At 29.5% G+C, this 24,909-nt stretch carries 25 protein-coding genes, 2 rRNA genes and 1 riboswitch; all 27 genes read left to right on the plus strand.

What is annotated here, in order from left to right; all coding sequences use genetic code 11:
- A 5S ribosomal RNA gene (gene rrf, locus I4U89_RS16045) occupies positions 1-66 on the plus strand; the annotation flags it as partial.
- Between the two features lie 111 nt (positions 67-177).
- Positions 178-1,413 carry a glutamyl-tRNA reductase gene (gene hemA / locus I4U89_RS14760; RefSeq protein WP_195941042.1) on the plus strand — a complete coding sequence of 412 codons (1,236 nt, stop codon included), beginning with the start codon at positions 178-180 and terminating at the stop codon, positions 1,411-1,413.
- An 18-nt stretch (positions 1,414-1,431) separates the two neighbouring features.
- Complete coding sequence (gene hemL / locus I4U89_RS14765; protein WP_195941043.1) at positions 1,432-2,727, plus strand: glutamate-1-semialdehyde 2,1-aminomutase; 1,296 nt, start codon at positions 1,432-1,434, stop codon at positions 2,725-2,727.
- 168 nt (positions 2,728-2,895) lie between these two features.
- Positions 2,896-3,942, plus strand: a complete 1,047-nt coding sequence (gene cobT, locus I4U89_RS14770; protein WP_195941044.1) for a nicotinate-nucleotide--dimethylbenzimidazole phosphoribosyltransferase — start codon at positions 2,896-2,898, stop codon at positions 3,940-3,942.
- Positions 3,943-3,964: 22 nt separating this feature from the next.
- Positions 3,965-4,525, plus strand: a complete 561-nt coding sequence (gene cobU, locus I4U89_RS14775) for a bifunctional adenosylcobinamide kinase/adenosylcobinamide-phosphate guanylyltransferase (protein WP_195941045.1) — start codon at positions 3,965-3,967, stop codon at positions 4,523-4,525.
- A gap of 2 nt (positions 4,526-4,527) precedes the next feature.
- The gene (gene cobS, locus I4U89_RS14780; protein ID WP_195941046.1) at positions 4,528-5,286 is read left to right on the plus strand and encodes an adenosylcobinamide-GDP ribazoletransferase; all 759 of its coding nucleotides are present in this window, start codon (positions 4,528-4,530) and stop codon (positions 5,284-5,286) included.
- 22 nt (positions 5,287-5,308) lie between these two features.
- Entirely contained in the window at positions 5,309-5,917 is a 609-nt protein-coding gene (locus I4U89_RS14785; RefSeq protein WP_195941047.1) for a histidine phosphatase family protein, read from the plus strand.
- Positions 5,918-5,921: 4 nt separating this feature from the next.
- A riboswitch (cobalamin riboswitch) is annotated at positions 5,922-6,096 on the plus strand.
- Between the two features lie 395 nt (positions 6,097-6,491).
- Complete coding sequence (locus I4U89_RS14790; protein WP_195941048.1) at positions 6,492-8,039, plus strand: cobyric acid synthase; 1,548 nt, start codon at positions 6,492-6,494, stop codon at positions 8,037-8,039.
- A gap of 21 nt (positions 8,040-8,060) precedes the next feature.
- Positions 8,061-9,449, plus strand: a complete 1,389-nt coding sequence (locus I4U89_RS14795; RefSeq protein WP_195941049.1) for a cobyrinate a,c-diamide synthase — start codon at positions 8,061-8,063, stop codon at positions 9,447-9,449.
- A 1-nt stretch (position 9,450) separates the two neighbouring features.
- Positions 9,451-10,395, plus strand: coding sequence for an adenosylcobinamide-phosphate synthase CbiB (gene cbiB / locus I4U89_RS14800; protein ID WP_195941050.1), 945 nt, complete (start codon positions 9,451-9,453; stop codon positions 10,393-10,395).
- 8 nt (positions 10,396-10,403) lie between these two features.
- Positions 10,404-11,474, plus strand: coding sequence for a pyridoxal phosphate-dependent aminotransferase (locus I4U89_RS14805; RefSeq protein ID WP_166506059.1), 1,071 nt, complete (start codon positions 10,404-10,406; stop codon positions 11,472-11,474).
- 1 nt (position 11,475) lies between these two features.
- On the plus strand, positions 11,476-12,375 hold the full coding sequence (locus I4U89_RS14810) for a GHMP family kinase ATP-binding protein (protein WP_195941051.1): 900 nt from the start codon (positions 11,476-11,478) through the stop codon (positions 12,373-12,375).
- Entirely contained in the window at positions 12,351-12,983 is a 633-nt protein-coding gene (locus I4U89_RS14815) for a cobalt-precorrin-8 methylmutase (protein WP_166506057.1), read from the plus strand. Before I4U89_RS14810 ends, I4U89_RS14815 begins: the two co-directional genes overlap by 25 nt.
- 8 nt (positions 12,984-12,991) lie before the next feature.
- The gene (gene cbiD / locus I4U89_RS14820; protein ID WP_195929225.1) at positions 12,992-14,140 is read left to right on the plus strand and encodes a cobalt-precorrin-5B (C(1))-methyltransferase CbiD; all 1,149 of its coding nucleotides are present in this window, start codon (positions 12,992-12,994) and stop codon (positions 14,138-14,140) included.
- On the plus strand, positions 14,137-14,754 hold the full coding sequence (locus tag I4U89_RS14825) for a cobalt-precorrin-7 (C(5))-methyltransferase (RefSeq protein ID WP_166506055.1): 618 nt from the start codon (positions 14,137-14,139) through the stop codon (positions 14,752-14,754). Before cbiD ends, I4U89_RS14825 begins: the two co-directional genes overlap by 4 nt.
- Positions 14,751-15,311: a decarboxylating cobalt-precorrin-6B (C(15))-methyltransferase gene (locus I4U89_RS14830; RefSeq protein ID WP_195941052.1), complete on the plus strand. Its 561-nt coding sequence runs from the start codon at positions 14,751-14,753 to the stop codon at positions 15,309-15,311. The genes I4U89_RS14825 and I4U89_RS14830 overlap by 4 nt, the downstream gene beginning before the upstream one ends.
- Before the next feature lies 1 nt (position 15,312).
- Positions 15,313-16,068 carry a cobalt-precorrin-4 methyltransferase gene (locus I4U89_RS14835; protein ID WP_195941053.1) on the plus strand — a complete coding sequence of 252 codons (756 nt, stop codon included), beginning with the start codon at positions 15,313-15,315 and terminating at the stop codon, positions 16,066-16,068.
- Complete coding sequence (cbiG, locus tag I4U89_RS14840; protein ID WP_195941054.1) at positions 16,052-17,176, plus strand: cobalt-precorrin 5A hydrolase; 1,125 nt, start codon at positions 16,052-16,054, stop codon at positions 17,174-17,176. Before I4U89_RS14835 ends, cbiG begins: the two co-directional genes overlap by 17 nt.
- Positions 17,173-17,898, plus strand: coding sequence for a precorrin-3B C(17)-methyltransferase (gene cobJ, locus I4U89_RS14845; RefSeq protein WP_166506051.1), 726 nt, complete (start codon positions 17,173-17,175; stop codon positions 17,896-17,898). Before cbiG ends, cobJ begins: the two co-directional genes overlap by 4 nt.
- A complete protein-coding gene (cobK, locus tag I4U89_RS14850; RefSeq protein ID WP_195941055.1) occupies positions 17,895-18,647 on the plus strand; it encodes a precorrin-6A reductase in 753 nt (250 codons plus the stop codon). Before cobJ ends, cobK begins: the two co-directional genes overlap by 4 nt.
- A gap of 18 nt (positions 18,648-18,665) precedes the next feature.
- Positions 18,666-19,466: a sirohydrochlorin cobaltochelatase gene (locus I4U89_RS14855; protein ID WP_195941056.1), complete on the plus strand. Its 801-nt coding sequence runs from the start codon at positions 18,666-18,668 to the stop codon at positions 19,464-19,466.
- A gap of 21 nt (positions 19,467-19,487) precedes the next feature.
- Complete coding sequence (locus tag I4U89_RS14860) at positions 19,488-20,207, plus strand: cobalt-factor II C(20)-methyltransferase (protein ID WP_195941057.1); 720 nt, start codon at positions 19,488-19,490, stop codon at positions 20,205-20,207.
- A gap of 29 nt (positions 20,208-20,236) precedes the next feature.
- The gene (gene hemC / locus I4U89_RS14865; protein WP_195941058.1) at positions 20,237-21,142 is read left to right on the plus strand and encodes a hydroxymethylbilane synthase; all 906 of its coding nucleotides are present in this window, start codon (positions 20,237-20,239) and stop codon (positions 21,140-21,142) included.
- Positions 21,132-22,640 (plus strand): uroporphyrinogen-III C-methyltransferase, encoded by a 1,509-nt coding sequence (gene cobA / locus I4U89_RS14870; protein WP_195941059.1) that lies wholly within the window; start codon positions 21,132-21,134, stop codon positions 22,638-22,640. The genes hemC and cobA overlap by 11 nt, the downstream gene beginning before the upstream one ends.
- Positions 22,641-22,688: 48 nt before the next feature.
- Positions 22,689-23,666, plus strand: a complete 978-nt coding sequence (gene hemB / locus I4U89_RS14875; protein WP_195941060.1) for a porphobilinogen synthase — start codon at positions 22,689-22,691, stop codon at positions 23,664-23,666.
- A 111-nt stretch (positions 23,667-23,777) separates the two neighbouring features.
- Positions 23,778-24,368, plus strand: a complete 591-nt coding sequence (locus tag I4U89_RS14880; RefSeq protein ID WP_195941061.1) for a precorrin-2 dehydrogenase/sirohydrochlorin ferrochelatase family protein — start codon at positions 23,778-23,780, stop codon at positions 24,366-24,368.
- Between the two features lie 209 nt (positions 24,369-24,577).
- A 16S ribosomal RNA gene (locus tag I4U89_RS14885) occupies positions 24,578-24,909 on the plus strand; the annotation flags it as partial.

The raw sequence follows: 24,909 nt of genomic DNA on the forward strand, positions 1-24,909 counted from the left end.
GTTAAGCTCTTTAGCGCTGATGGTACTTGGAGGGCGACCTCCTGGGAGAGTAAGACGTAGCCACGTAATCTTTTTTTGCGTTCAAAAATATATTTATATGAAAATTTACAAATTATGCATGTAGTTGTATACTATAAAGAGTGAACAGAAATATTACATACGATTTGGAGGTTGTCTATGAATATAGGGGTGATAGGAGTTAATCATAATGTAGCTCCCATAGAGATAAGAGAAAAAGTTTCTTTTACAGATATACAAAAAATAGAAGCTATAAATTATTTATTAGACAAAGAAATAGAAGAAATTATAATATTATCTACATGTAATAGAAGTGAAATATATATTCAATCAAAAAATATTGAAGACAAAATAAAAATTGTAGAAGAGTTTTATGAATCATTCTTCAATTTACCTGGAGTTAAACAGTATTTATTCACTAAAAAAGATAGAGACGCTATAGAGCATATATACAAAGTTTCTGCAGGTTTAGATTCTATAGTGTTAGGTGAAGATCAAATATTAGGTCAAGTCAGAGATGCACATGAATTTTCTATGCAGTTAGGAGCTAGTAAGAAAAAATTTAACAAGCTATTCAGGGAAGCTATCACAGTTTCTAAAGATATAAAAACCACAACTAAAATATCACAGCAGCCATTATCAATAAGTTACATAGGGGTTAGATTCTTAGAAGAAAAACTAGGCAATTTAGAGGGGAAAAATGCACTAGTTATAGGAATTGGTAAGATGAGTAAGTTGACAATGAAACATTTAGAGGAAGGAAAAGTTAATACCATATATGTTTCAAACCGTAGTCATGGGAAAATAAAAGAGATAGAAAATGATTATAAGAATATTGTACCTATACAATATAACGATAGATATAAAGTTTTAAATGATGTTGATATGGTAATAAGCGCGACAGCATCTCCACATATTATAATAAAGGCAGATGAAATGCCAAAGATTGAAAGAAAAATATATATGATGGATATAGCTCTTCCTAGAGATATAGACCCAGCTATAAATAAGCTAGAGAATGTAGAACTCTATGATATAGATGATTTGAAACAAATACATGATAAGAATGATCAAAAGAGAAAAGAGTTAGCTAATATTGGGTTAGAAATGATAAATGAAAGTATAGATGAATTTATAGAGTGGCTAGATTCAACTAATATAGATCCTACGATAGAATCTTTAAATGAAAGATGCGATGAAATAAGAGAAGATACATTAGACTATATTTTTAGAAAAGTCAATCTCGACAATAGAGAGAAAAAAATTATTGAAAAGATGATGACTTCTGCGCTAAAGAGGCTTATAAGAGAACCGATAATAAATTTAAAGCAGACTAAGGATAAAGGTAAAAGAGAAGAATACATGAAAATGGTAGAAGAACTATTCGAAATATAAACTAAGGAGGGCATGACTATGAAAAATGAAAAGTCATCAAAGATATATGAAGAAGCAATAGAATATATACCTGGAGGGGTTAATAGCCCAGTTAGAGCATTTAAATCAGTAGGGTTAGATCCAATATTTATAGATAGAGCACACGGAAGCAGAATATATGATGTTGACGGAAATGAATATATAGATTATATATGCTCTTGGGGACCACTTATGCTAGGTCATAGCCCAAAAGAAATAGTAGAGGGAATTGAAGAAGTTGTATCTAGAGGAACTAGCTATGGAGTTCCAACAGCTATAGAAGTTGAAATGGCTAAGATAATAGTAGAAGCATATCCAGCTATAGATCAAGTACGTATGGTAAATTCAGGGACTGAGGCAACTATGAGTGCACTAAGAGTAGCTAGAGGATTCACAAAAAGAAATAAAATATTAAAGTTTGAAGGATGTTATCATGGACATTCGGATGCTTTATTAGTTAAGTCTGGTTCAGGAACAATAACATATGGAGTTCCAACTAGTCCTGGAGTTCCATCTGATGTAGTTAAAGATACATTAGTTTGTAGATACAACGATTTAGATGCAGTAAGGGAAATATTTAAAACTCAAGGACATGAAATAGCTGCTGTAATAGTTGAAACAGTAGCAGGAAACATGGGTGTAGTTCCAGGTAAGCAAGAGTTCTTACAATTATTAAGAGATATAACTAAAGAATATGGAAGTGTTTTAATATTTGATGAAGTTATAACAGGATTTAGATTAAATTATAGTAGTTCTGTTGGATATTTCGGAATAAAGCCAGACATGGTATGCTTTGGTAAAATAATAGGAGCAGGGCTTCCTGTTGGTGCTTATGGTGGAACTAAAGAAATAATGAGTATGGTTTCTCCAGTTGGACCAGTATATCAAGCAGGTACATTATCAGGAAATCCACTAGCTATGTATATGGGTAAAAAGAACTTAGAAATATTAAGAGATAATCCTCAAATCTACAAAGAACTAGAAGAAAAAGCTATAAGATTAGAAGAAGGATTAAAATCTAATATAGAAAAATTAGGTCTTAACTATACAGTTAATAGAGCTGGTTCATTAGTTTGTTTATTCTTTACACATGGGCCAATAGAAAACTATGATGATGTTACAAGATGTGATGTTCCTAAGTTTAATAAGTATTTTGAAGAGTTATTAAAAAGAGGAATTCTTTTAGCTCCTACACAGTTTGAAGCCATGTTCTTATCAAATGCTCATACTAATGAAGACATAGATTATACTATAAATGCTAGTTATGAAGCATTAAAAATAGCTCATAATCTTTAAAATTAAATATAAGCTTTGATAAAATTTACTATATAGGATGAAGGATATATATATACTATGTAGAATAGTTTATTTATATGTAAAATATGTATGAATTTTGGAGAGGCTTTCACTAAACCTAGCCTTATTGGCTAGGTAAATTATTTTCAAAGAAACGAGATGATATATATGAATTCACTAGATTATGTATTAAATAATATAGATTCGCTAGACAGGGAATCTATGGATGAAGCTAAAAAAAGATTAGATAGACTTATAAAGCCAGTTGGAAGTTTGGGTAAGATGGAAGAAATTTGTATGCAATTAGCTGGTATATATAGAAAAAAAGATCTTGATACATCTAAAAAAGTTATTATAGCATTTGCTGGAGATCATGGTGTTTATGAAGAAGGTGTAGCTCCAGATCCTCAAAATATAACTTATCTTCAATTCCCGAACTTTACAAAAGGGTTAAATGGAGTAGGAGTTATAAGTAAATTTGTAGGAGCAGATGTAATAGCTATAGATGTTGGTATAAATTGCGACCATAAACTAGATGGTGTGATTGATAAAAAGATAAGAAAATCTACATCTAATATGGCTAAGGGACCTGCAATGAGTAGAGATGAAGCTATAAAATCCATAGAAATAGGGATAGAAGCAGCAAATGAGTGCATAGATAATGGTTATACGCTTATAGGAATAGGTGAAATGGGTATATGTAACACTACTCCAAGTAGTGCTATAATATCTGTAATAGATGGATGTGATCCAGCAGAAGTTACAGGAATGGGAGCAGGACTTAAGAAAGATAGAATAAAGCATAAAGCTGATACTATAAGGAAAGCTATAGAATTAAACAAACCAAATAGAGAAGATGCTATAGATATATTATCAAAGGTTGGTGGATTTGAGATAGGTTCTATGGCAGGAGTAATATTAGCATGTAGTGCTAGAAATGTTCCTGTTGTATTAGATGGATTTATATCTTATGCAGCTGCTCTTTTAGCCTATACTATAAATCCAAAAACTAGGGAATATATGATAGCATCTCATACATCAGCAGAGCCAGGTACACAAAAAGCACTAGATATGCTAAACTTAAGTACTGTATTAAATATGGATATGAGATTAGGAGAAGGTAGTGGTGCAGCACTTGCATTTAATATAATTGAAGCATCAAATTATACATATACAAATATGGCAACATTTGACGAGATAGACATGGGAAGATAGAAAAAGCAATAAGGAGAAAAGTATGAGCAAAGTTATACTAGTAACTGGTGGAGCAAGATCAGGAAAAAGTAGTTTTGCAGAACAATTATGTAAAGATAGAAATAACAATACTGCATATATTGCAACATCAATACCCTTTGATGATGAGATGAAAGATAGGGTAAAAAAACATAAGGAAAGTAGACCACAAAATTGGAAAACATATGAAATATACAAGGATATATATTCTATAATTGAGGATATATCCAAATCTCACAAAACAGTTATATTAGATTGTGTAACTTTATTAGTGAATAATTTGATGTTCACACATGATATAGATATTGAAAATGCAACACAAGATGAGATAAATGAATTAGAAAAGTACATAAAAGAGCAAGTTAATAAACTGATAGAAGAGATAAGAAAAACCGAACTTTATTTTGTTGCTGTTACTAATGAATTAGGAATGGCAGTAGTTCCTGCTAATAAACTTAGTAGAGTATATACGGATATAGTAGGTAGAATAAATCAACAAATAGCAGCTCAAAGTGACGAAGTCTATTTTGTAGTTAGTTCAATACCTATGAAAATTAAAGGATAGCTATGAAAAGATTTATATCAATACTTCAGTTTATGACTAGAATTCCAATAAATATAGATGTAGGATTTGATGATGAATTTCATAAAACTATAACATATTTTCCACTAGTAGGGTTTGTATTAGGTATTTTATTATTTATAATTGGTGCTGTATCAAACATATTATTTGATCCATTTATAACATCAATATTAGTAACCTTAGGTTCTGTTATATTGACAGGGGGATTACATATTGATGGACTAGGAGATACATTTGATGCTATATATAGTTATAGGGATAAGGAAAAAATGCTAGAAATAATGAAAGATTCAAGACTTGGGACAAATTCATTATTAGCTATAGTATTTTTAATTTTACTTAAGATAGGCTTTATATATAGCTTAATAAACAATAATTTAATGTGGACTGTAATATTTATGCCTGTTATAGGTAGACTTGGAGTAATAAGATTAACTTACAAAACTGTTTCACCAAGAGAAAAAGGAATGGGAAACTTATTTATAGGTAAGGCTACTACATCAATGTTTTTAACTGCTATATTATATACAATGGCATTAATTATAATAGTAGCTAAGTTTATATTTAAATCATCAATAACATTACCTATACTGGTATCTATAATAGTTGTTATTTTATTTAATCAATTATTCAAAAATCATATATACAAAAAAATTGATGGAGTTACAGGAGATATATTAGGGTGTAGTATAGAACTTGGAGAAGTTATATATTTACTTTACATATATCTTATAATAGGGTAACCTTAAAAGAGGTGATACTATAATGACTAAATTAATTTTAGTAAGACATGCATTGACTATAGATAATCAAAGTAAAAGATTATCAGGTCATATAGACAGTGTAGTTAGTGAATTTGGAATTAAGCAAATAGAGAAATTAACCAAATATTTAGATGGTATACATATAGATAAGATATACACAACAACATCTTCAAGAACAAAAGATACTGTAAGAGATGTTGCAAAGAAAAAAGGGATAGAAATAATAGAAAAAGAAACATTGAAAGAAATTAGTTTTGGGGATTTTGAGGGGATTACTTTTGATGACATAAAAAAGAATTATCCAGAAGAATTTAACTCTATGATAGAAAAAGGATATGAGTATAGATATCCAAATGGTGAAAGTCTTATTGACTCATTTATAAGAGTATCAAATGAGATTAAAGAAATCATAAGTATGGATAAAGACAAAACAATACTTATATGTTCTCATGGTGGAACTATAAGGAATATAATAAGTTATTTAATATCAGGAAGCCACAAATACCATTGGAATTTTAAAATAGATAATGCATCAGTAAGTATTCTAGAAGTAGAAGATGGATTTGCAGTCATAGATAGCCTAAATAACACAAATTTTATAAATAATTAAAATCAAATAGTATATTAACTTAGGTTCTACAAGATTAATAGGGAAAAAGGTTAGAAGCCTTTGCAGCCCCCGCTACTGTAATATTGACGAAACTACAATTTGCCACTGTCCTTTGGATGGGAAGGAGTAGGAGTAGGATGAAATTGAGCCAGGATACCTGCCTAAATTAATTAATTATAAAATCTCCGGGGTGAGGGATTTTTATTCAGATAAAATATAGCTATCGCTTTTAAAGTATGTACCTATAGGCAAACATCAGAGTATATGCATATTAGTAGATAAATTATACTTTATTAAAACTTAAATTATAAAAAATTTATTATGAAATCTACATATTAATCATAAATATTTTAAGTATATTTTAGATTATTACAATAGGATTTAGTATGATATAGTTTAAGCATATAATGAAGATTAAATAGTTATATTTTATTACATGCTATATTGTTTAATATGTTACAACACATATGAGACAGGTATATATCATTAGCATTAGAATAAAAGCCTTAACTCTTAAGAGTTAAGGCTTTTTTGATTATAAGGAAATCAAATTAAGTGATATAAGGAGAATCTTATGGGAAAAAAGATAATGTTACAAGGTACAGCATCAAATGTTGGTAAAAGTATATTAACAGCTGGTTTATGTAGGATTTTCAAACAAGATGGATATAGTGTGGCACCATTTAAATCTCAGAATATGGCGTTAAACTCTTTTATAACAAAAGAAGGTTTAGAAATGGGAAGAGCACAAGTATTTCAGGCAGAAGCTTGTGGAATAGAACCAATTGCTGATATGAATCCAATACTTCTAAAACCATCAGGCAATCATAGATGTCAAGTTATAGTAAGAGGAAAAGTTAAAGATGATATATCATCATCAGAATACCATGATTATAAACCAATACTTGCTAAAGAACTAAAAACTATATTTAATCAATTTAGTGAGAACTATGATGTGGTTGTTATGGAGGGGGCAGGTAGTACAGCAGAAATAAACTTAAGGGAACATGATATTGCTAACATGGGTATGGCAGAGATCGCAGATGCTCCTGTAATAATAGTGGGGGATATCGATAGAGGTGGAGTTTTCGCATCACTAGCAGGTACGATGCTTTTATTAAGTGAAGAGGAAAGAAAAAGAGTTAAAGGTGTAATAATAAATAAATTTAGAGGAAGAAAAGAGCTTTTATATGATGGCATAAAAATGCTTGAAGAAATAATAAAGGTTCCTGTTCTAGGAGTAGTGCCTTATAGTGATATAAAAATAGAAGATGAAGACAGTGTAACAACTAGATTTAAAACTAAAATGAAAAAAAGTGATATACATATAGAAATAATTAGAACGCCCCATATGTCTAATTTCACAGATTTTAATATATTTGAGACTCAAGAAGATGTAAGTATTAGATATGTAGATCATGGAGAGGCTCTTTCAAATCCAGATATGATAATACTTCCTGGAAGTAAAAGTACTATAGATGACCTTAAGTATATAAGAGAAAGTGGTCTAGAGGAGCAAATAAAAGATTTACATAAAAAAGGAAAGTTAGTATTTGGGATATGTGGTGGATATCAAATGTTAGGGAAGAAATTAAAAGACCCATATCATGTAGAAGGACAAATTGAAGAAATAAATGGGATAGGACTTTTAGATATAGAAACTACATTTGAAAAAGAAAAAACAACTACACAAGTGGATGCCACTATATGTAAACATTTAAATGGATATATGTCAAATCTATCAGGAATGAAAGTAAAAGGTTATGAAATTCATATGGGGATAAGTGATATAGGCAAAGAGGTAGAGCATTTAAATATAATAAATAATAAACTAGGAGAAGATGTTAATTATTTAGAAGGTAGTGTAAATAAAGAAGGTAATGTAGTAGGAACTTATTTACATGGAATATTTGATGAGATAGATTTTACTAGAGCTTTATTAAATAATATCAGAGAAGAAAAATGTCTTGAAAGAATAGATACTAAAGTAACTTCTTTTGAAGCTTTTAAGCAAAAGGAATATGATAGATTGGCTGATTTACTAAGAGAACATTTAGATATAGAGAAGATATATAAAATAATGGAAGAACATGAAGAAGAAATACAAATGATACAAAAATAAAATGATGGTTAGGTGAAATATATGAAAAAAATCTTAATCGCAGGAACTAATAGTGGAGTAGGAAAAACAACAATATCTTTAGGTATAATGCAAGCACTTACAAAAAGAAGTATGAAAGTTCAACCATATAAAGTTGGACCTGATTATATAGATCCATCATACCATACATTTATAACAGGTAGAGATTCAAGAAATCTAGATTCATATATGTTAGATGATGAAAAAATTAAGTATGTATTTAATTCTGCATCTAAAGATGCAGATATATCAGTGATTGAAGGTGTTATGGGTCTTTATGATGGAATAGGAATCGATTTAGATAATTGTACAAGCTCTCATACATCGAAGATACTAAAAGCACCAGTTATACTAGTTATAAATGGAAGAGCCATGGCAGCATCTAGTGCAGCTATGGTACTTGGATACAAGGAACTTGATAAAGATGTAAATATAAAAGGTGTAATAGTAAATAACGTAAAAACTAAGACTCACTACGAAATAATTAAAAAAGCAATTGAAACATATTGTGGGATAGAGGTCTTAGGATACTTCCCACCTAATGATGAATTTTCATTGGAGTCAAGACACTTGGGTTTAGTTCCAAGCGTAGAAATTGATTCACTAAAAAATAAATTTAGTAATTTAGCAGATGAAATAGAAAAATATATAAATATAGATAGAATAATAGAAATTGCTGAAACAGAAGAAGTTAGTAGCAGTTTTAATTTAAAAGATTTTATAAAGGAAAATAAGATTGAAGATAAAACAATAGCTATAGCTTATGATAAAGCATTTAATTTTTACTACAAAGAAAATATAGAATTATTAAAAGAACTAGGGCTAAATATAAAATACTTTAGTCCACTAGAAGATGAAAAAGTACCACAATCAGATTACATATATATAGGTGGAGGATTTCCAGAAATATTTGCAAAAGAAATAGAATCAAATAAAAGTATGAGAAGTTCTATAAAAGAAGCTCATACAAATAAAATTCCTATATATGCTGAATGTGGTGGGCTCATGTATCTAGGGGAAAAACTAATAGACCAAAATAATAGTGAATACGATATGGTAGGAATATTTAGTGGAGTTAGCAAGATGACAAAATCATTAAAGAGATTTGGATATTGTTATGGAGAGTCTAAAATAGATACAATTTTATCTAAAAAAGGTGAGGTTATAAAAGGACATGAATTCCACCATTCTATATTTGAAACTAATGAGGAATGTGCTTATACAATGAGAAAAGAAAGAGACAAGAAAGTAGTGGATGAATGGGAAGGTGGATATAGCAAAGATAAAACTTTAGCAACATATTTACATACTCATTTTTACAATAACTTAGATTGTATAAAAAATTTCTTAAATAGTGGATGTAAAGACTATTTAGAAAGAGGAAACAATTAATATGAATATATTATCTATTTATATAGGATACATAATAGATTTAATAGTAGGAGATCCATATTCATTTCCTCACCCGGTTAGATATATTGGTAAATTAATAAAGAAAACTGAAAGTATAATAAGAAAAAAAGCTAAGAGTGATAAAGATTTAAAAATAGGCGGATTTTTCTTATGGCTTATAGTAGTAGGTATAACGTATTTAGTTACGTATTTAATAATAAAAATAAGTAGCTTTATACCAGGAGGTTTTTTAGTAGCAAATTCAATATTAATATATACAACGTTAGCTACTAAATGTTTAAAAGATGAGGCAGTCAAAATATACAATGTATTAAAAACAGGAGACATAGAAAGGGCAAGAATACAAGTATCTTATATAGTAGGAAGAGACACTACTCAACTAAATGAAGGTGAGATAATTAGGGCCACTGTGGAAACTGTTGCTGAAAATACTGTAGATGGAATAATTGCGCCTATGTTTTATGCATTTATAGGAGGAGCTCCTCTTGCTATGGCATATAAAGCAGTCAATACTTTAGACTCAACAGTAGGATATAAAAATGATAAGTATAAAGACTTAGGATTTGCATCAGCTAAGATTGACGATATAGCTAACTTTATACCAGCTAGGATATCTGTATTACTTATGTCTATAGGAAGCTTATTAGTAGGTCATAACTGTAAAGAAGCTTTAAAAATAGGTATAAGAGATAGAAAAAATCACAAAAGTCCAAACTGTGCTTATGCTGAGGGTGCTGTTGCAGGGGCTTTAGGAGTACAGTTAGGTGGTACGAATGTTTATTTTGGAAAAGCTGTCTATAAGCCTACAATAGGAGATAAACATAGAGAAATAGAAGTAGAAGATATAGTTAGAACAAATAAAATAATGTATGCTTCATCTATAACTTCAATGATTGTATTTACAATAATATTTATATTACTATAGGGGGATTTATGAAAGATTTAGGACATGGAGCTAATGTAGAGCAAATAGCAAAAACTTATAATATAGACCCAAAAGAAATAATAGATTTTAGTTCTAATGTAAATCCAGAGGTCATAAAGGATTTAGACAAGTATATACTAGAAGGATTAAAAGAAAGTAGAAGTTATCCAGATATAAATTACACCAATTTAAGAAAAAATATAGGTGATTATCTAAATATTAAAAGTGAATATATAATACCTGGAAATGGTGCTACAGAATTAATCTATTTATTAATGAAAGTTATAGGTAAAAGGCTGGCGATATTAAATCCTACATTCTCAGAATATAGAAGAAGTGCAAAATTAAATGGATTAGAAGTTATAGATTTAAATCTAAATGAAGAAAATCAATTTTTAATAGATATAGATGTAATTAAAAATAATTTAGATAAGTTTGATAGCTTATTTATATGTAATCCTAATAACCCAAATGGTAAGGCTCAGGAGTTAAATGAGTTACTAAACATATTGAAACAAAATAATAAACTTTTAATAGTTGATGAAACCTTTATGGAATTTGCGGGAAATGAAGAAAATTATAGTTTAGTAAAAAACATAAAAAACTATGATAATTTATTTATAATCAAAGCGGCAACTAAATTCTTTGGAATGCCTGGACTAAGATTGGGATATGGGATTACGAGTAATAAAGATATAATAAATAAAATTTATCATTATAAAGAACCTTGGACTATAAATGCATTTGCAGATACTTTATCTAAGTATATATTTAAGGATAAAGAGTACATAGAAAATAGTAAAAGTTATTATATCCAAGAGCGAGAGTATATGTTAAAAGAGTTAAGAAGTATAGAAAATATATCAGTTTATGATACTGATACAAATTTTCTATTAATTAAACTGAACAATAGAAGGGCAAATGAAATAAAAGTCGAATTATTAAGAAGAAGCAAAATTCTTATCAGAGATGCATCGAATTTTATCGGATTAGATGATAGATATATAAGAGTTGCAATTAAATCTCATGATGATAATAAAACGCTTATAGAGAACATGAAAAACTTATTAGGTGATTAGCATGAAATATTATGGATTTTGTCCAGCATCATGTGGAGAATTTGTACAAGGTATGGTAGATGGAGAAGAATATCTTAGTTCATATGCTATAGATATGTATTCAGTAGCAATGGTTGAAGAAAAGCTAGGAGAAGTAAGTGTAGGGCCTAGTAAATCTAGAAAAGCTATAGAAGCTGTTTTTGAAAAATTTAACTTGCCTATCAAAGATAGTAAAAATATTTCTTTAAGTATAAAAAGTGATATACCAATAGGTAAAGGTATGGCTAGTTCAACAGCAGATATAGGAGCTACTATAGTAGCTACTCTAGATTTGATAGGAAAAAATTTAACTAGTGAAGAAATATCTAAGCTTGCATCTACTATAGAACCAACAGATTCTACATACATAGAAAGTAATTGTATATTTAATCCACTTAGTGGAGAAATAGTAAAAAATCTAGGAAGTATAAAGGATTGTAGAGTAGTAATCTTAGAGCCTAACAAGACACTAGATACTATAAAAATAAGAAGTAACCCAAACTATAGAAATATAAAACTAAAAAATCAAGATATTATAAAAGAATCATTTTATCTTTTAGAAGAAGGTATAAAAAATAATGATTTAAGTAGTGTTGGAAAAGCATGTACTTTAAGTGCTTTAGCTAATGAAAATATAGACCCAAAAGAAGGGTTAAAAGATATAATAAATATTTCTCAAAATTATGGTGCCTATGGTGTAAACATCGCTCATAGTGGAACTGTAATAGGTATTATCATAGACAATTATATGAATGATAATAAACTCATAGATATTTTAAAAACAAATAAAATACATAAAACATACAATAAAATTTATACTCTAGATATTATAGACGGAGGAATTAGGAGGGAACTACCATGGAATATATCAAAAATCCTATGATGATAGAAGAAAAAAGTTTCATAATGATACAAGAAATAATAGATGAAATAAGACCAGGATATGAGTACAAAAATGAAGTAGAAGAAAAAATAATAAAGCGTTGTATACATACAACAGCAGACTTTGAATATTTAGATATATTAAAAATATCAGATACAGCAGTAGAAAATATAGTAGATGCTTTAAAAAATAATGCAACTATATATACAGATACTAATATGGCTTTAAGTGGAATAAATAAAAGAAGATTAGAGGCATTAGGTTGTAAATATAGATGCTTAGTGGCAGAAGAAGAAACTGCAAAACTAGCTAAGGAAAAAGGAATAACTCGTTCGATGGCAGCTGTTGAGATAGCAGCAAAGGATTCAGGAAGAAAAATATTTGTGCTTGGAAATGCGCCAACAGCTTTATATAAAGTAATGGAAATGAGAGATGCAAAAGAACTTGAAGTAGATGCTGTAATAGGTGTTCCAGTTGGATTTGTTGGAGCAGCAGAGTCAAAAGATGAATTAGAAAAAACAGATATACCATACATCATATCAAAAGGAAGAAAAGGTGGAAGTAACTTAGCAGCAGCTATAGTTAATGCTATTTTATACACTATGTAGGTAATATTATGGAAGAGTATGTATATATAGAAGGTAAAAAGTATAGAAGAGGATACACAACAGGTTCTTGTGCTACAGGAGCATCAAAAGCTGCAACATACATGCTATTAACTAAAAAGAGTATAGATACTGTAAATATAGATACTCCAAAAGGCATACCATTGACATTGAATGTATTTAATATAGATATTAATGATGATTACGTCGAATGTTCTATAGAAAAAGATGGTGGAGATGATATTGATGCTACACATACTATGCATATTCACGCTAGAGCTGAAATCATCAATAGAGAAGATGATGAAGATATAGTTGTGTGTGGAGGAGTAGGTATTGGAGTAGTAACTAAAAAAGGATTGAGTGTTGAGGTCGGAAAGCCAGCAATTAATCCAACTCCTATGAAAATGATACATAGTGAGTTAAGAAAAGTAGTTGGTGAAGATATAAGTAAAGTTATAGGTAAAAATAAATCTTTAAAGATTACCATATTTGCACCAAAAGGAGAAGATGTAGCAAAAAAGACATTTAATCCAAGGCTTGGAATAGTTGGAGGTATATCTATCATAGGAACTACAGGCATAGTAGAACCTATGAGTGATGAAGGATGGAAAAAATCTTTGTCTATAGAACTACAAATGAAAAGAGAACAAGGATTAGATAAGATAATTCTAGTACCAGGAAATCATGGAGAACAGTTCATAAGAGAAAATTTGGGATTAGATATGAAATATGTAATAAGAACTAGTAATTTTATAGGATATATGCTAAAAGAAGCCCAGAGAATGGGTTATAAGAAAATACTTATGGCAGGTCATATAGGAAAATTTATAAAAATATCAGCTGGTATATTTAACACACATAGTAAAGTAGCTGATGCGAGAAGTGAAATATTAGTATCTAATCTAGCATTAATGAAAGCTCCATATGAATTTTTAGAAAAGATAAGTGAGTGTCTTACTGCTGAAGAAGCCGTTGAACTTATAAATAATAGTGAGTACAAAAGCTTTTACAATTTGGTAAGTAACAAATGTAAGCATAAAATTAAACAATATCTATGTGATGATGATATGGACGTAGAGGTTATTATGTTTTCTATGGACAAGACATTACTAGGTAAATCAGATAATACAGATAATCTAGTGGAGGTATTTAGATGATAAATGTCATAGGGTTAGGGCCAGGGAATACTGATTATATAACTAGATTAGGTGAGAAATTAATTAAAAACTCTGATGTTGTAATTGGAGGAAGAAGGAATTTAGAATCGATAAAAGATTTTGAAGGAGAAAAGATAGAGTTAGCATCAAATTTAAAAGAGATAGTGGATTATATAAATAATAATAAAGATAAACAAATATCTGTTATAGCATCAGGTGATCCATTGATGTATGGAATAGGAAGATATCTTTCTAAAAATATAGACACTAATAAATTAAATATAGTATCAGGAATTAGTTCGCTTCAATATATATTTTCAAAAATATATGTTGATATGAACGACCTATATATAACTAGTAGCCATGGAAAAGTACCAGACTTTGATTATGTACTTTCTCACAAGAAGGTATGTATGGTTACTGATAAAATAATTGGTCCTAAAGAAATATGTAAAGAAATAATAAAAAGAAATCTAGATAAAACAGTTGTAGTAGGAGAAAATTTATCCTATGAAAATGAAAGAATTACAATAGGAAAACCAGAAGAAATTTTAAAAGTAGAAAACTTTGATATGTGCGTAGTTGTAATACTAGAAGGTGGAGATTGCATATGAAAAACAGTGAGTTTATAACAGGAAAAGTTCCTATAACAAAAGAAGAAGTTAGAGCAGTATCTATAATGAAACTAGACTTAGTAAATGCTAAAAGATTTATAGATGTAGGAGCAGGAACAGGCAGTGTAAGTATAGAAGCCGCACACCATTATCCAAATCTAGAAGTTATTTCTATAGAAAGAAATGATGATGCTATAGACTTAATAAATAAAAATGTAGATAAGTTTGGATTAGATAATGTAGAAGTAATTAAAGCATATGCACCAGTAGAGATAGACGGAAAAGCTGATGCTATATTCTTAGGTGGAACAGGTAATAAACTAGAAGAAATAATAACTTGGTCTAAGGATACGCTAGTAGAAGGTGGAAGACTGGTAGCAAACTTTATAATAGTAGATACATTTAATGAAACTTTAAGATTATTAAGAGAGTATGGATTTGAAAATATAGATGTTTCAGTTTTAAATGTAGCTAAGCTAGAGAAATTAGGAAGAGGAGAATATTTTAAACCTCTAAATCCAATCTATATAATATCTTGTGAGAAGGGGAGAGACTAATATGTTAAACAAAATACATTTCGTAGGAGCAGGACCAGGAGATAAAGAATTAATAACTTTAAAAGGATATAAGCTTTTAAGTAATGCAGATGTAGTAATATATGCAGGTTCATTAGTTAATCCAGAACTTTTAGAATACTGTAAAGAAGGTTGTGAGATACATAATAGTGCTCATATGGATTTACATCAAATTATAGAAGTAATGGAAAAGGGCGCTAGAGAAGGAAAATCTGTAGTAAGACTACAAACAGGAGACTTCTCTATATATGGATCAATAAGAGAACAAGTTGAAGAATTATTTAAATTAGATATAGATTATGATTGTACACCAGGAGTGAGTTCATTCTTAGGAGCAGCATCAGCATTAGGTGTTGAGTATACAGTTCCAGAAATATCTCAAAGTGTAGTAATAACAAGAATGGAAGGAAGAACTCCAGTACCTGAAAAAGAATCCATAGAGTCTTTTGCCAAACATCAAACTTCTATGGCTATATTCTTATCAGTACAAGATATAGAAAAAGTAGTAGAAAGACTTCATGAAGGTGGATATCCAATGGATACTCCTATAGCTGTTGTTTATAAAGCTACTTGGTCAGATGAAAAGATAGTAAAAGGAACATTACAAGACATAGCTAAAAAAGTAAAAGAAAATGATATAAGAAAGACTGCTTTAATATTAGTAGGACAATTCTTAGGTAAAGAATATAACAATTCGAAGTTATATGATAAGGACTTCAAACATGAGTATAGACAATAAAATAGCCATAGTTTGTATAACTGAAAATGGAAAGAATCTGGCATTTGAAATACAATACAAACTTAATAATGGAGATGTATATCTAATAAGAAATAAGAAGAATAATTTTAAGATAGATGAAGAAAAAAATAATGTATTCTTAGTAGAGGATAAGCTTAGTAATTTAGTTCCTAGTTTGTTTGAAGAATATCAATATATTGTATTTATAATGGCTACAGGTATAGTAGTGAGAGTTATAGCTCCTTATATAAATAATAAATTTAGTGATCCTGCTATATTAGTAGGCGATGAAAAAGGACAAAACCTTATAAGTTTACTAAGTGGTCATATGGGAGGAGCTAATGAAATGACTACTTATATAAGCGAACTAATAGGAGCTAATCCTGTTATAACTACAGCAACAGATGTAAATAAAAAATCGTCCTTAGATATGATTGCTAAAAAATTAGATGCTCATATAGTGAATTTTAGAGAAAATGTTAAAGATGTAAATGCTATGTTAGTTAATAATCAAGAAGTTGGATTATATATTGATGGGAATTATGAAATAGACACTAGAGGATTTAAGATATTAACTAATTTTGAAGATGTAGATAGTACAGAAAAAATAGTTATTATAAGTAGTAAAAACAACTTTATAGATTACTATATAGAAAATAAAAAAGAGAATGAATTAGATGAACAAATGCTAAGAAAAAAATGTAGTGAAGGTAACATTATAAAGATAGTGCCAAAGGAAATAGTAATAGGTATTGGGTGTAGAAGAAACACAGAAAGTAGTTTGTTACAAGAGTCTTTAAACGATTTGTTACATCAATATAATATTGATATTAACTCAATTAAAAGTATTGGTAGTATAGATGTAAAAAGTGATGAAAAAGCTATTATTGATTTAGCATCGAGTCTATCGGTACCATTTATAACTTTTTCAGTAGACGAAATATCTAAGGTAGATCATCTATTTGAAAAATCTGACTTTGTAAAAAAAAATGTAGGCGTGTACTGTGTTTCTGAACCAGTAGCATATCTGCTAAGTGAAGGAAATTTAATAATAGAAAAACATAAATATAAAGGAATAACAATTTCTGTAGGGAGAGTGTCAAAATGATATACGTTATAGGTATAGGACCTGGAAGCAAAGAATTAATGACTATGCAATGCATAAATGCAATAAAGGATTCTGAAGTTATAGTAGGATATAAAACTTACATAAACTTAATAACAGATCTTATCGAAGGAAAAGAAGTAGTACAAAATGGAATGAGACAAGAAATAGATAGATGTAGGGAAGCTGTAGAAATAGCTAAGACAGGTAAAAAGGTTGCAGTTATAAGTAGTGGAGATGCAGGTATATATGGAATGGCAGGATTAATATTAGAACTTGTATCTAAAGAAGAACAAAATATAGAAGTTAAGGTTATACCTGGGGTAACTGCAAGTATAGGTGCAGCAGCAATACTTGGAGCTCCTATAATGCACGATTTCTGTCACATAAGTTTAAGTGATTTATTAACTCCATGGGAAGTTATTGAAAAAAGACTAAGATTAGCAGCTGAAGCTGATTTTGCGATATGTTTATATAACCCAAGAAGTAAAGGTAGAAGTGAACATTTAGCTAGAGCATTTGAAATAATGGGAGAATTTAAAGATGGAAAAACTCCTGTTGGAATAGTTAAGGATGTAGGAAGAGAAAAGGAAGAAAAGTTCATATGTACTTTTGATACTATGGATTTTGAAAGAGTTGATATGACTACTATGGTTATAATAGGGAACAAATCAACATTTATACATGAAGATTTAATGATAACTCCAAGAGGTTATAATATATGATATTAGTTTTAGGTGGAACATCAGACAGTATAGAAATATGTGACAGACTTAATAAATATAAAAACCTAGAATATACACTTTCTGTAACAACTAATTACGGAGAAGATCTTGCAAGAAAGAAAGCGAAAAATGTTATAAATGGAAGGCTATCAAAAGAAGATATGATAGATTTCATACAAAGAAATAACATAACCAAAATTATAGATGCTACACACCCATATGCTATAGAAGTATCTAAAAATGCTATTGAGTGTGTTGAAGAAACAAAGATAGGCTATATAAGATATGAAAGAAAGTCTTTAATAGATGATATTACTTATGAAAATAAATACATAGTAAGTAGTATAAAAGATGCTTGTGAAGTAGCAAGAAAAAAAGGAAATAACATATTTATAGGAACAGGTAGTAAGCATTTACCAGAAATAGTTGAGCTTATACCAGATAGAAATTTAATAGTTAGAGTACTTCCTACAAGTGAAGTGATATTAAGTTGTGAAAAATTAGGGCTAAATGCAGATAATATAATAGCTATGAGAGGCCCTTTTAGCCAAAGTATAAATGAAGAATTTTATAAACATTATGATATAGATATTGTGATAACTAAAGAAAGTGGTATAGCAGGTGGTTTCTTAGAAAAAGTAGATGCTTGTGAATCGCTTAATATACCTGTAGTAATTGTATCTAGAGAAAAAATAAATTATCCGTATGTTGTAAATAGCATAGACGAAGTAGAAGATTATATAAAATAAATTCAAGGTGGGATTAGTATGAAAAAAGCAGTTTTAGTAGTGAGTTTTGGTACTTCTTACAAAGAAACGAGAGAAAAGACAATAGAAGCTTGCGAAAATAAAATAAAAAATGGGTTAGAAGGATACGACTTCTTTAGAGCATTTACTTCTAACATGATAATAAGAAAATTAAAAAATAGAGATGGAATAGAAATTGAAAATCCAATTCAAGCTTTAGATAGATTGTATGAAGAAGGATATGAAGAAGTTATAGTTCAAACACTTCATATAATATGTGGTGAAGAATTTACTAAATTAAAAGAACAAGTAGATAGTTATCAAGATAAATTTAAGAAAATCATATTAGGTAGACCATTGCTTACATATATAGAAGATTACAAGGAAACAGTAGAAGCTATAAAGCATCAAATACCTCAAATGCAAAAAGATGAAGCTGTTGTATTTATGGGACATGGAACATTCCATGAGTCACATGCCTCATATCCAGCATTAGAGTACATGATGAGGGATGCAGGGATAAATGCTTACGTTGGAACTGTTGAAGGATACCCAGAAATAGACAATGTTGTAAAAAGATTAAAAGAAGATAATATAAAAATTGTCAATCTAATGCCTTTTATGTTAGTAGCAGGAGACCATGCTATAAATGATATGGCAGGAGAAGATGAAGACTCTTGGAAAAATATATTAGAAGACTTTGGATTTGAAGTAAAAGTTCATTTACAAGGATTAGGGGAAAATCCATACATACAAGATAAATTTATGAATCATGCAAATGATTGTGTAGAAAAAATAAATGAATTAGGACAAATTTGTTAATTAACTAGGAGGAGATTGAAGATGGCAAAATTTTATGGAATAGGTACAGGACCTGGAGATAGCTCATTATTAACGATAAAAGCAGTAGAAACTTTAGAAAAGTTAGATATATTATACACACCAGAAGCTAAAAAAGGTGGGGAAAGTTTAGCTTTATCAATAGTAAGTAAATATTTACCAGAAAAATTAGAAATAAAATCAAGACATTTTCCAATGAACTTCAATGATGGAGAAAAAATAGTAGCTTGGAATAAAATAGCTGATGAAATTGTTGAAGATGTTAAAGAAGGTAAAAATGTTGGTTTTGTAACATTAGGAGATCCAATGATATATAGTACATATGTATATATAATGGAAAGACTTATAGGAGATATAGATGTTGAAACTATACCAGGGATATCTTCATTCTCTAATATAGCATCAAATCAAAACTTCCCATTAGTAATGGATAGAGAACCATTAATAATAATACCGTGCACAATAGAAGAAGAAAAAATAGACTATGCACTAGAAAATTATAGCTCTATAGTATTAATGAAGGTATATAAAAACTTTAAAGAGATAGTAGCTAAGTTAGAAAAAAATGGACTTATAGAACATGCTATATTAGTTAGTAATTCATCTCAAGATAAAGAAGTGGTATACTATGACTTAAGAGAAGTTAATCTTGAAGAAAAAATATCTTACTTCTCAACTATATTAGTTAATAAGGAAGTTAAAAAGGAAGCTCAAGTAGGATAACATTATAACATCTAAAGGAGATTTGAGTTATGAAGATAATTGTTGGAACTAGAGGAAGTAAGTTAGCAGTTACTCAAACTAACTGGGTAATAGATAAGCTAAAAGAAAAGAATCCTAGTGTTGAATTCGAAGTTAAAATAATAAAAACTAAAGGTGATATAATACAAAACGTTAGTCTAGATAAAATAGGTGATAAAGGCTTATTTGTTAAAGAAATAGAGCAACAACTAATAGATGGAGATATAGATATGGCTGTTCATAGTATGAAAGATATGCCATCATCTTTACCTCATGGATTAAAGTTTGCGGGGATACCTAAAAGGGAAGATCCAAGAGATGTACTTATATTAAAAGAAGGATACTCTAGCATAGAAGACTTACCTCAAGGAGCAACTATAGGAACTGGAAGTAAAAGAAGAAAACACCAATTATTAAAACATAGACCTGATCTAAATATAGTTCCAATAAGAGGAAATGTAGATACTAGAATAAGAAAAATAAAAGATGAGAATTTAGATGGTATTGTTTTAGCTGCATCTGGAATATTAAGAGTTGGTTTAGAAGATAAAATCAGCTGCTATTTGCCAACAGACATAGTAGTGCCAGCACCAGCACAAGGGGCATTAGCAATAGAGATAAGAGAAGATAATTATCAAGTAGAAGTAGTGGTAAACTCGTTACGAGACGAATTAACCGAACTTCAAGTTAGTGCAGAAAGAGGATTCTTAGATGGTGTTAACGGAAGTTGTCATATTCCTATGGGAGCCTATTGTGAAGTGAAAGAAAATGGAATAAAGCTTACTGGATTATTTGGCGATCAAGAAGGCAAGAAATTAATTATCAAATCAATAGAAGGAGATAAAGATTCTCCAAGAGAGTTAGGTAAAGAATTAGCTAAATTAGTTTTAAAGGAGTATGAAAAATATGAAGGGTAAAGTTTATCTTGTAGGTGCAGGGCCTGGAGATTATAAATTACTAACATTAAAAGGTCTGGAATGCGTACAAAAAGCAGACGTTATAGTATATGATAGATTAGCAAATGAAAACTATTTAAAAGAAGCTAAACCTAACTGTGAATTTATATATGTAGGAAAGGTATCAAGCAATCATACTCTTCCTCAAGAGGATATAAATAGAGTCATAGCAGATAAAGCGAAAGAAGGAAAAATAGTAACTAGACTTAAGGGTGGAGACCCATATGTATTTGGTAGAGGTGGAGAAGAAGGAGAACTTTTAAAAGAGGAAGGGATAGAATTTGAAGTTGTCCCAGGAATAACTTCTGCTATAGGTGGATTATGCTATGCAGGTATACCTATAACTCATAGAGATTACGCATCTTCTTTCCATGTTATAACAGGACATTTAAGAGAGGATGATAAAGAAAATCCAGAAATAAACTGGAATGCTTTAGCAAATACGAATGGAACACTAGTATTTTTAATGGGGGTTGCGAACTTACAAAAAATAAGTTCTAACTTGATAAAAGAAGGAAAATCTAAGGATACTCCTGTTGCTCTTATAAGTTGGGCAACAAGATACAACCAAAGAGTAGTAACATCTACGTTAGAAAATGTATATGAAACAGCAATAAAGGAAGGTGTGAAACCACCGACACTTATAGTTGTTGGAGAGGTAGTAGGACTTAGAGATAAGTTAAACTTCTTTGAAAATAAGCCACTATTTAGTAAACGTGTAATAGTGACTAGGTCAAGAACCCAAAGTAGTTCACTAGTAGAAAAAATAAGTGACTTAGGTGGTAATCCTATAGAGATACCAACTATAAAAATAGATAAAATAGAAAATAATATAGAATTAGAAAATGAAATAAATAACATTAAAGATTATACATACTTAGTTTTAACAAGTAAAAATGGAGTAGACATATTCTTTGATAAATTAGATGAAATGGGACTTGATAGTAGAGCTTTAGCTAACTTAAAAGTATGTGCTATAGGAAGTGCTACAGCTAAAGAAATAAAAAATAGAGGAATAAAAGCAGATATAGTTCCTGAAAAATTTGTGGCAGAATATTTATTTGAAGAGTTAAAAACAATATTAAAATCAACAGATAAAGTATTAATACCTAGGGCTAAAAATGCTAGAGATTATCTAGTTGACAAAATAGGTGAAATTTGTGAAGTCAAAGAAGTACATACATACGAAACAGTAGTAGATTCTACAAGAAAAGATGAAGTTTTAGAACTATTAAATCAAAATAATGCTGATTATATAACTTTTGCTAGCTCATCTACAGTAAAGAACTTCGTGGAAATAATAGGTGAAGAAAATATAGATAAATTAAATAATATAAAAGTTATATCTATAGGACCTATAACAACGAAGACAATTAAAGAATTAGGTTTAAGTCTATATAAAGAAGCAGAAGTTGCTACTATAGATGGAATGATTAGTACTATTATAGAAGATAAATAAGTATTATAATTGATATGTAGTTATTTATATATTTATGGAGGCGACAAAATGTTAAGAAGACCTAGAAGACTAAGAGTAAATAGAGCTACAAGAAATTTAGTTAGAGAAACTAAATTAAATGTTGAAGATTTTATATATCCTTTATTTGTAGTAGAAGGTGAAAATATAAAAAGAGAAATATCATCTTTACCAGATGTATATCATTTTTCACTAGATATGTTAGAAGAGGAGATAAAAGAATTAAAAGAATTAGGAATAGAACATGTAATATTATTTGGTATACCTCATGACCATGAAAAAGATCCTCATGGAAAAGAAGCATATAATGACAATGGCATAATTCAAAGGGCTATTAGAAAAATAAAAGAAATAGACAGTAATATGAATGTAGTTACTGATGTGTGTATGTGTGAATACACTAGCCATGGTCACTGTGGAATATTAACAGAAACTGGATACGTAGACAATGATATAACATTAGAATATTTATCTAAGATAGCAGTAAGTCATGCAAAAGCAGGTGCTGATATAATTTCACCATCAGATATGATGGATGGTAGAATAAAAGCCTTAAGAGAAGCTTTAGATAAAGAAGGATTTGTGCATATACCAATAATGTCTTATAGTGTTAAGTATGCATCTACATTCTATGGACCATTTAGAGAAGCTGCTAACTCTGCACCATCATTTGGTGATAGAAAAACATACCAAATGGATCCAGCAAATAGTAATGAAGCATTAATAGAAGCTGAACTTGATGTGTTAGAAGGTGCAGATATATTAATGGTTAAGCCTGCATTATCTTATTTAGATGTAATAAGAAGAGTCAAAGATAATTATAACCTACCACTTGCAGCATATAATGTTAGTGGAGAGTATGCAATGCTTAAATCAGCTGTTAAAAATGGAATATTAAGTGAAGGAGCTATTTATGAATCTGTTATGTCTATAAAAAGAGCTGGTGCAGATATAATAATAACTTACTTTGCAAAAGATTTAGCTAAGATGATTAAAGAAAATAGATAAATATATACAAAAAAAGGAGTAACTTTTGTTGCTCCTTTTTAATACAAATAGTCAATAAATTATCTAGATTATTGAAATAATAAAACAAGAGTGAATTAAGGAGAGATTTATATGCTTTATCCAATAAATATAGAGATAAAAGATATGGGTATAACTGTTATAGGAGGTGGAGAAGTTGCATATAGAAAGTGTAAAAACTTTTTAGATTTTGGTAAAACAGTGAAAGTTATATCTAAAGATTACATAAATAAATTTGAAGAATTAAAAGATAAACTAGAAATTATTAATGATGAATATAGAGAAGAATATTTAAAAAGTAGTTTTATAGTAGTTGCAGCTACAAATAATAAAGAAATTAATAGAGAAATAGGAATATATTGCAGAGAAAATGGTAAACTAGTTAATGTAGTAGACGATATAGAATTATCTAATTTTACTGTTCCATCATATGTAAAAAGAGGAGATTTGCTTATAAGTGTATCAACAGGAGGCAAAAGTCCATCATTATCTTCTAAAATAAAAAAAGAATTAGAAGAAAAATATGATGATAGTTATGAAGAATATATAGATATACTGGGTGAACTAAGAAAAGAAATAATAAAAAAATATAATGATATTTCAGAAAGAAGAAAAAAACTTAAAGCTCTGATAAATCTAGATTTAGCAGAACTTAGAGAGCTAAAAATAGAATATCAAAAATAAAAATAATAAAAAAGTTTTAAAAAATTGTTGACGATATAAAATTATGGTGATATAGTATTACTTGTCCTTAAGAAAAGGGCAAACAACAAAAAATAAAATGAACTTTGAAAATTAAACAGTAGGTTAATTTATATAACTAATGATTCTTAAAGAATCAAAAACAAACCAAGCCAGATATTCAGATAATGATAGTCTGAGCAGGAAAACTTATATTTGAGAGTTTGATCCTGGCTCAGGATGAACGCTGGCGGCGTGCCTAACACATGCAAGTCGAGCGATTTACTTCGGTAAAGAGCGGCGGACGGGTGAGTAACGCGTGGGTAACCTGCCCTGTACACACGGATAACATACCGAAAGGTATGCTAATACGGGATAACATGAGAGAGTCGCATGGCTTTCTTATCAAAGCTTTTGCGGTACAGGATGGACCCGCGTCTGATTAGCTAGTTGGTAAGGTAACGGCTTACCAAGGCGACGATCAGTAGCCGACCTGAGAGGGTGATCGGCCACATTGGAACTGAGACACGGTCCAAACTCCTAC

It is taken from the genome of Romboutsia sp. 1001713B170131_170501_G6 (assembly GCF_015668195.1).
Classification (GTDB): Bacteria; Bacillota; Clostridia; order Peptostreptococcales; family Peptostreptococcaceae; genus Romboutsia_C.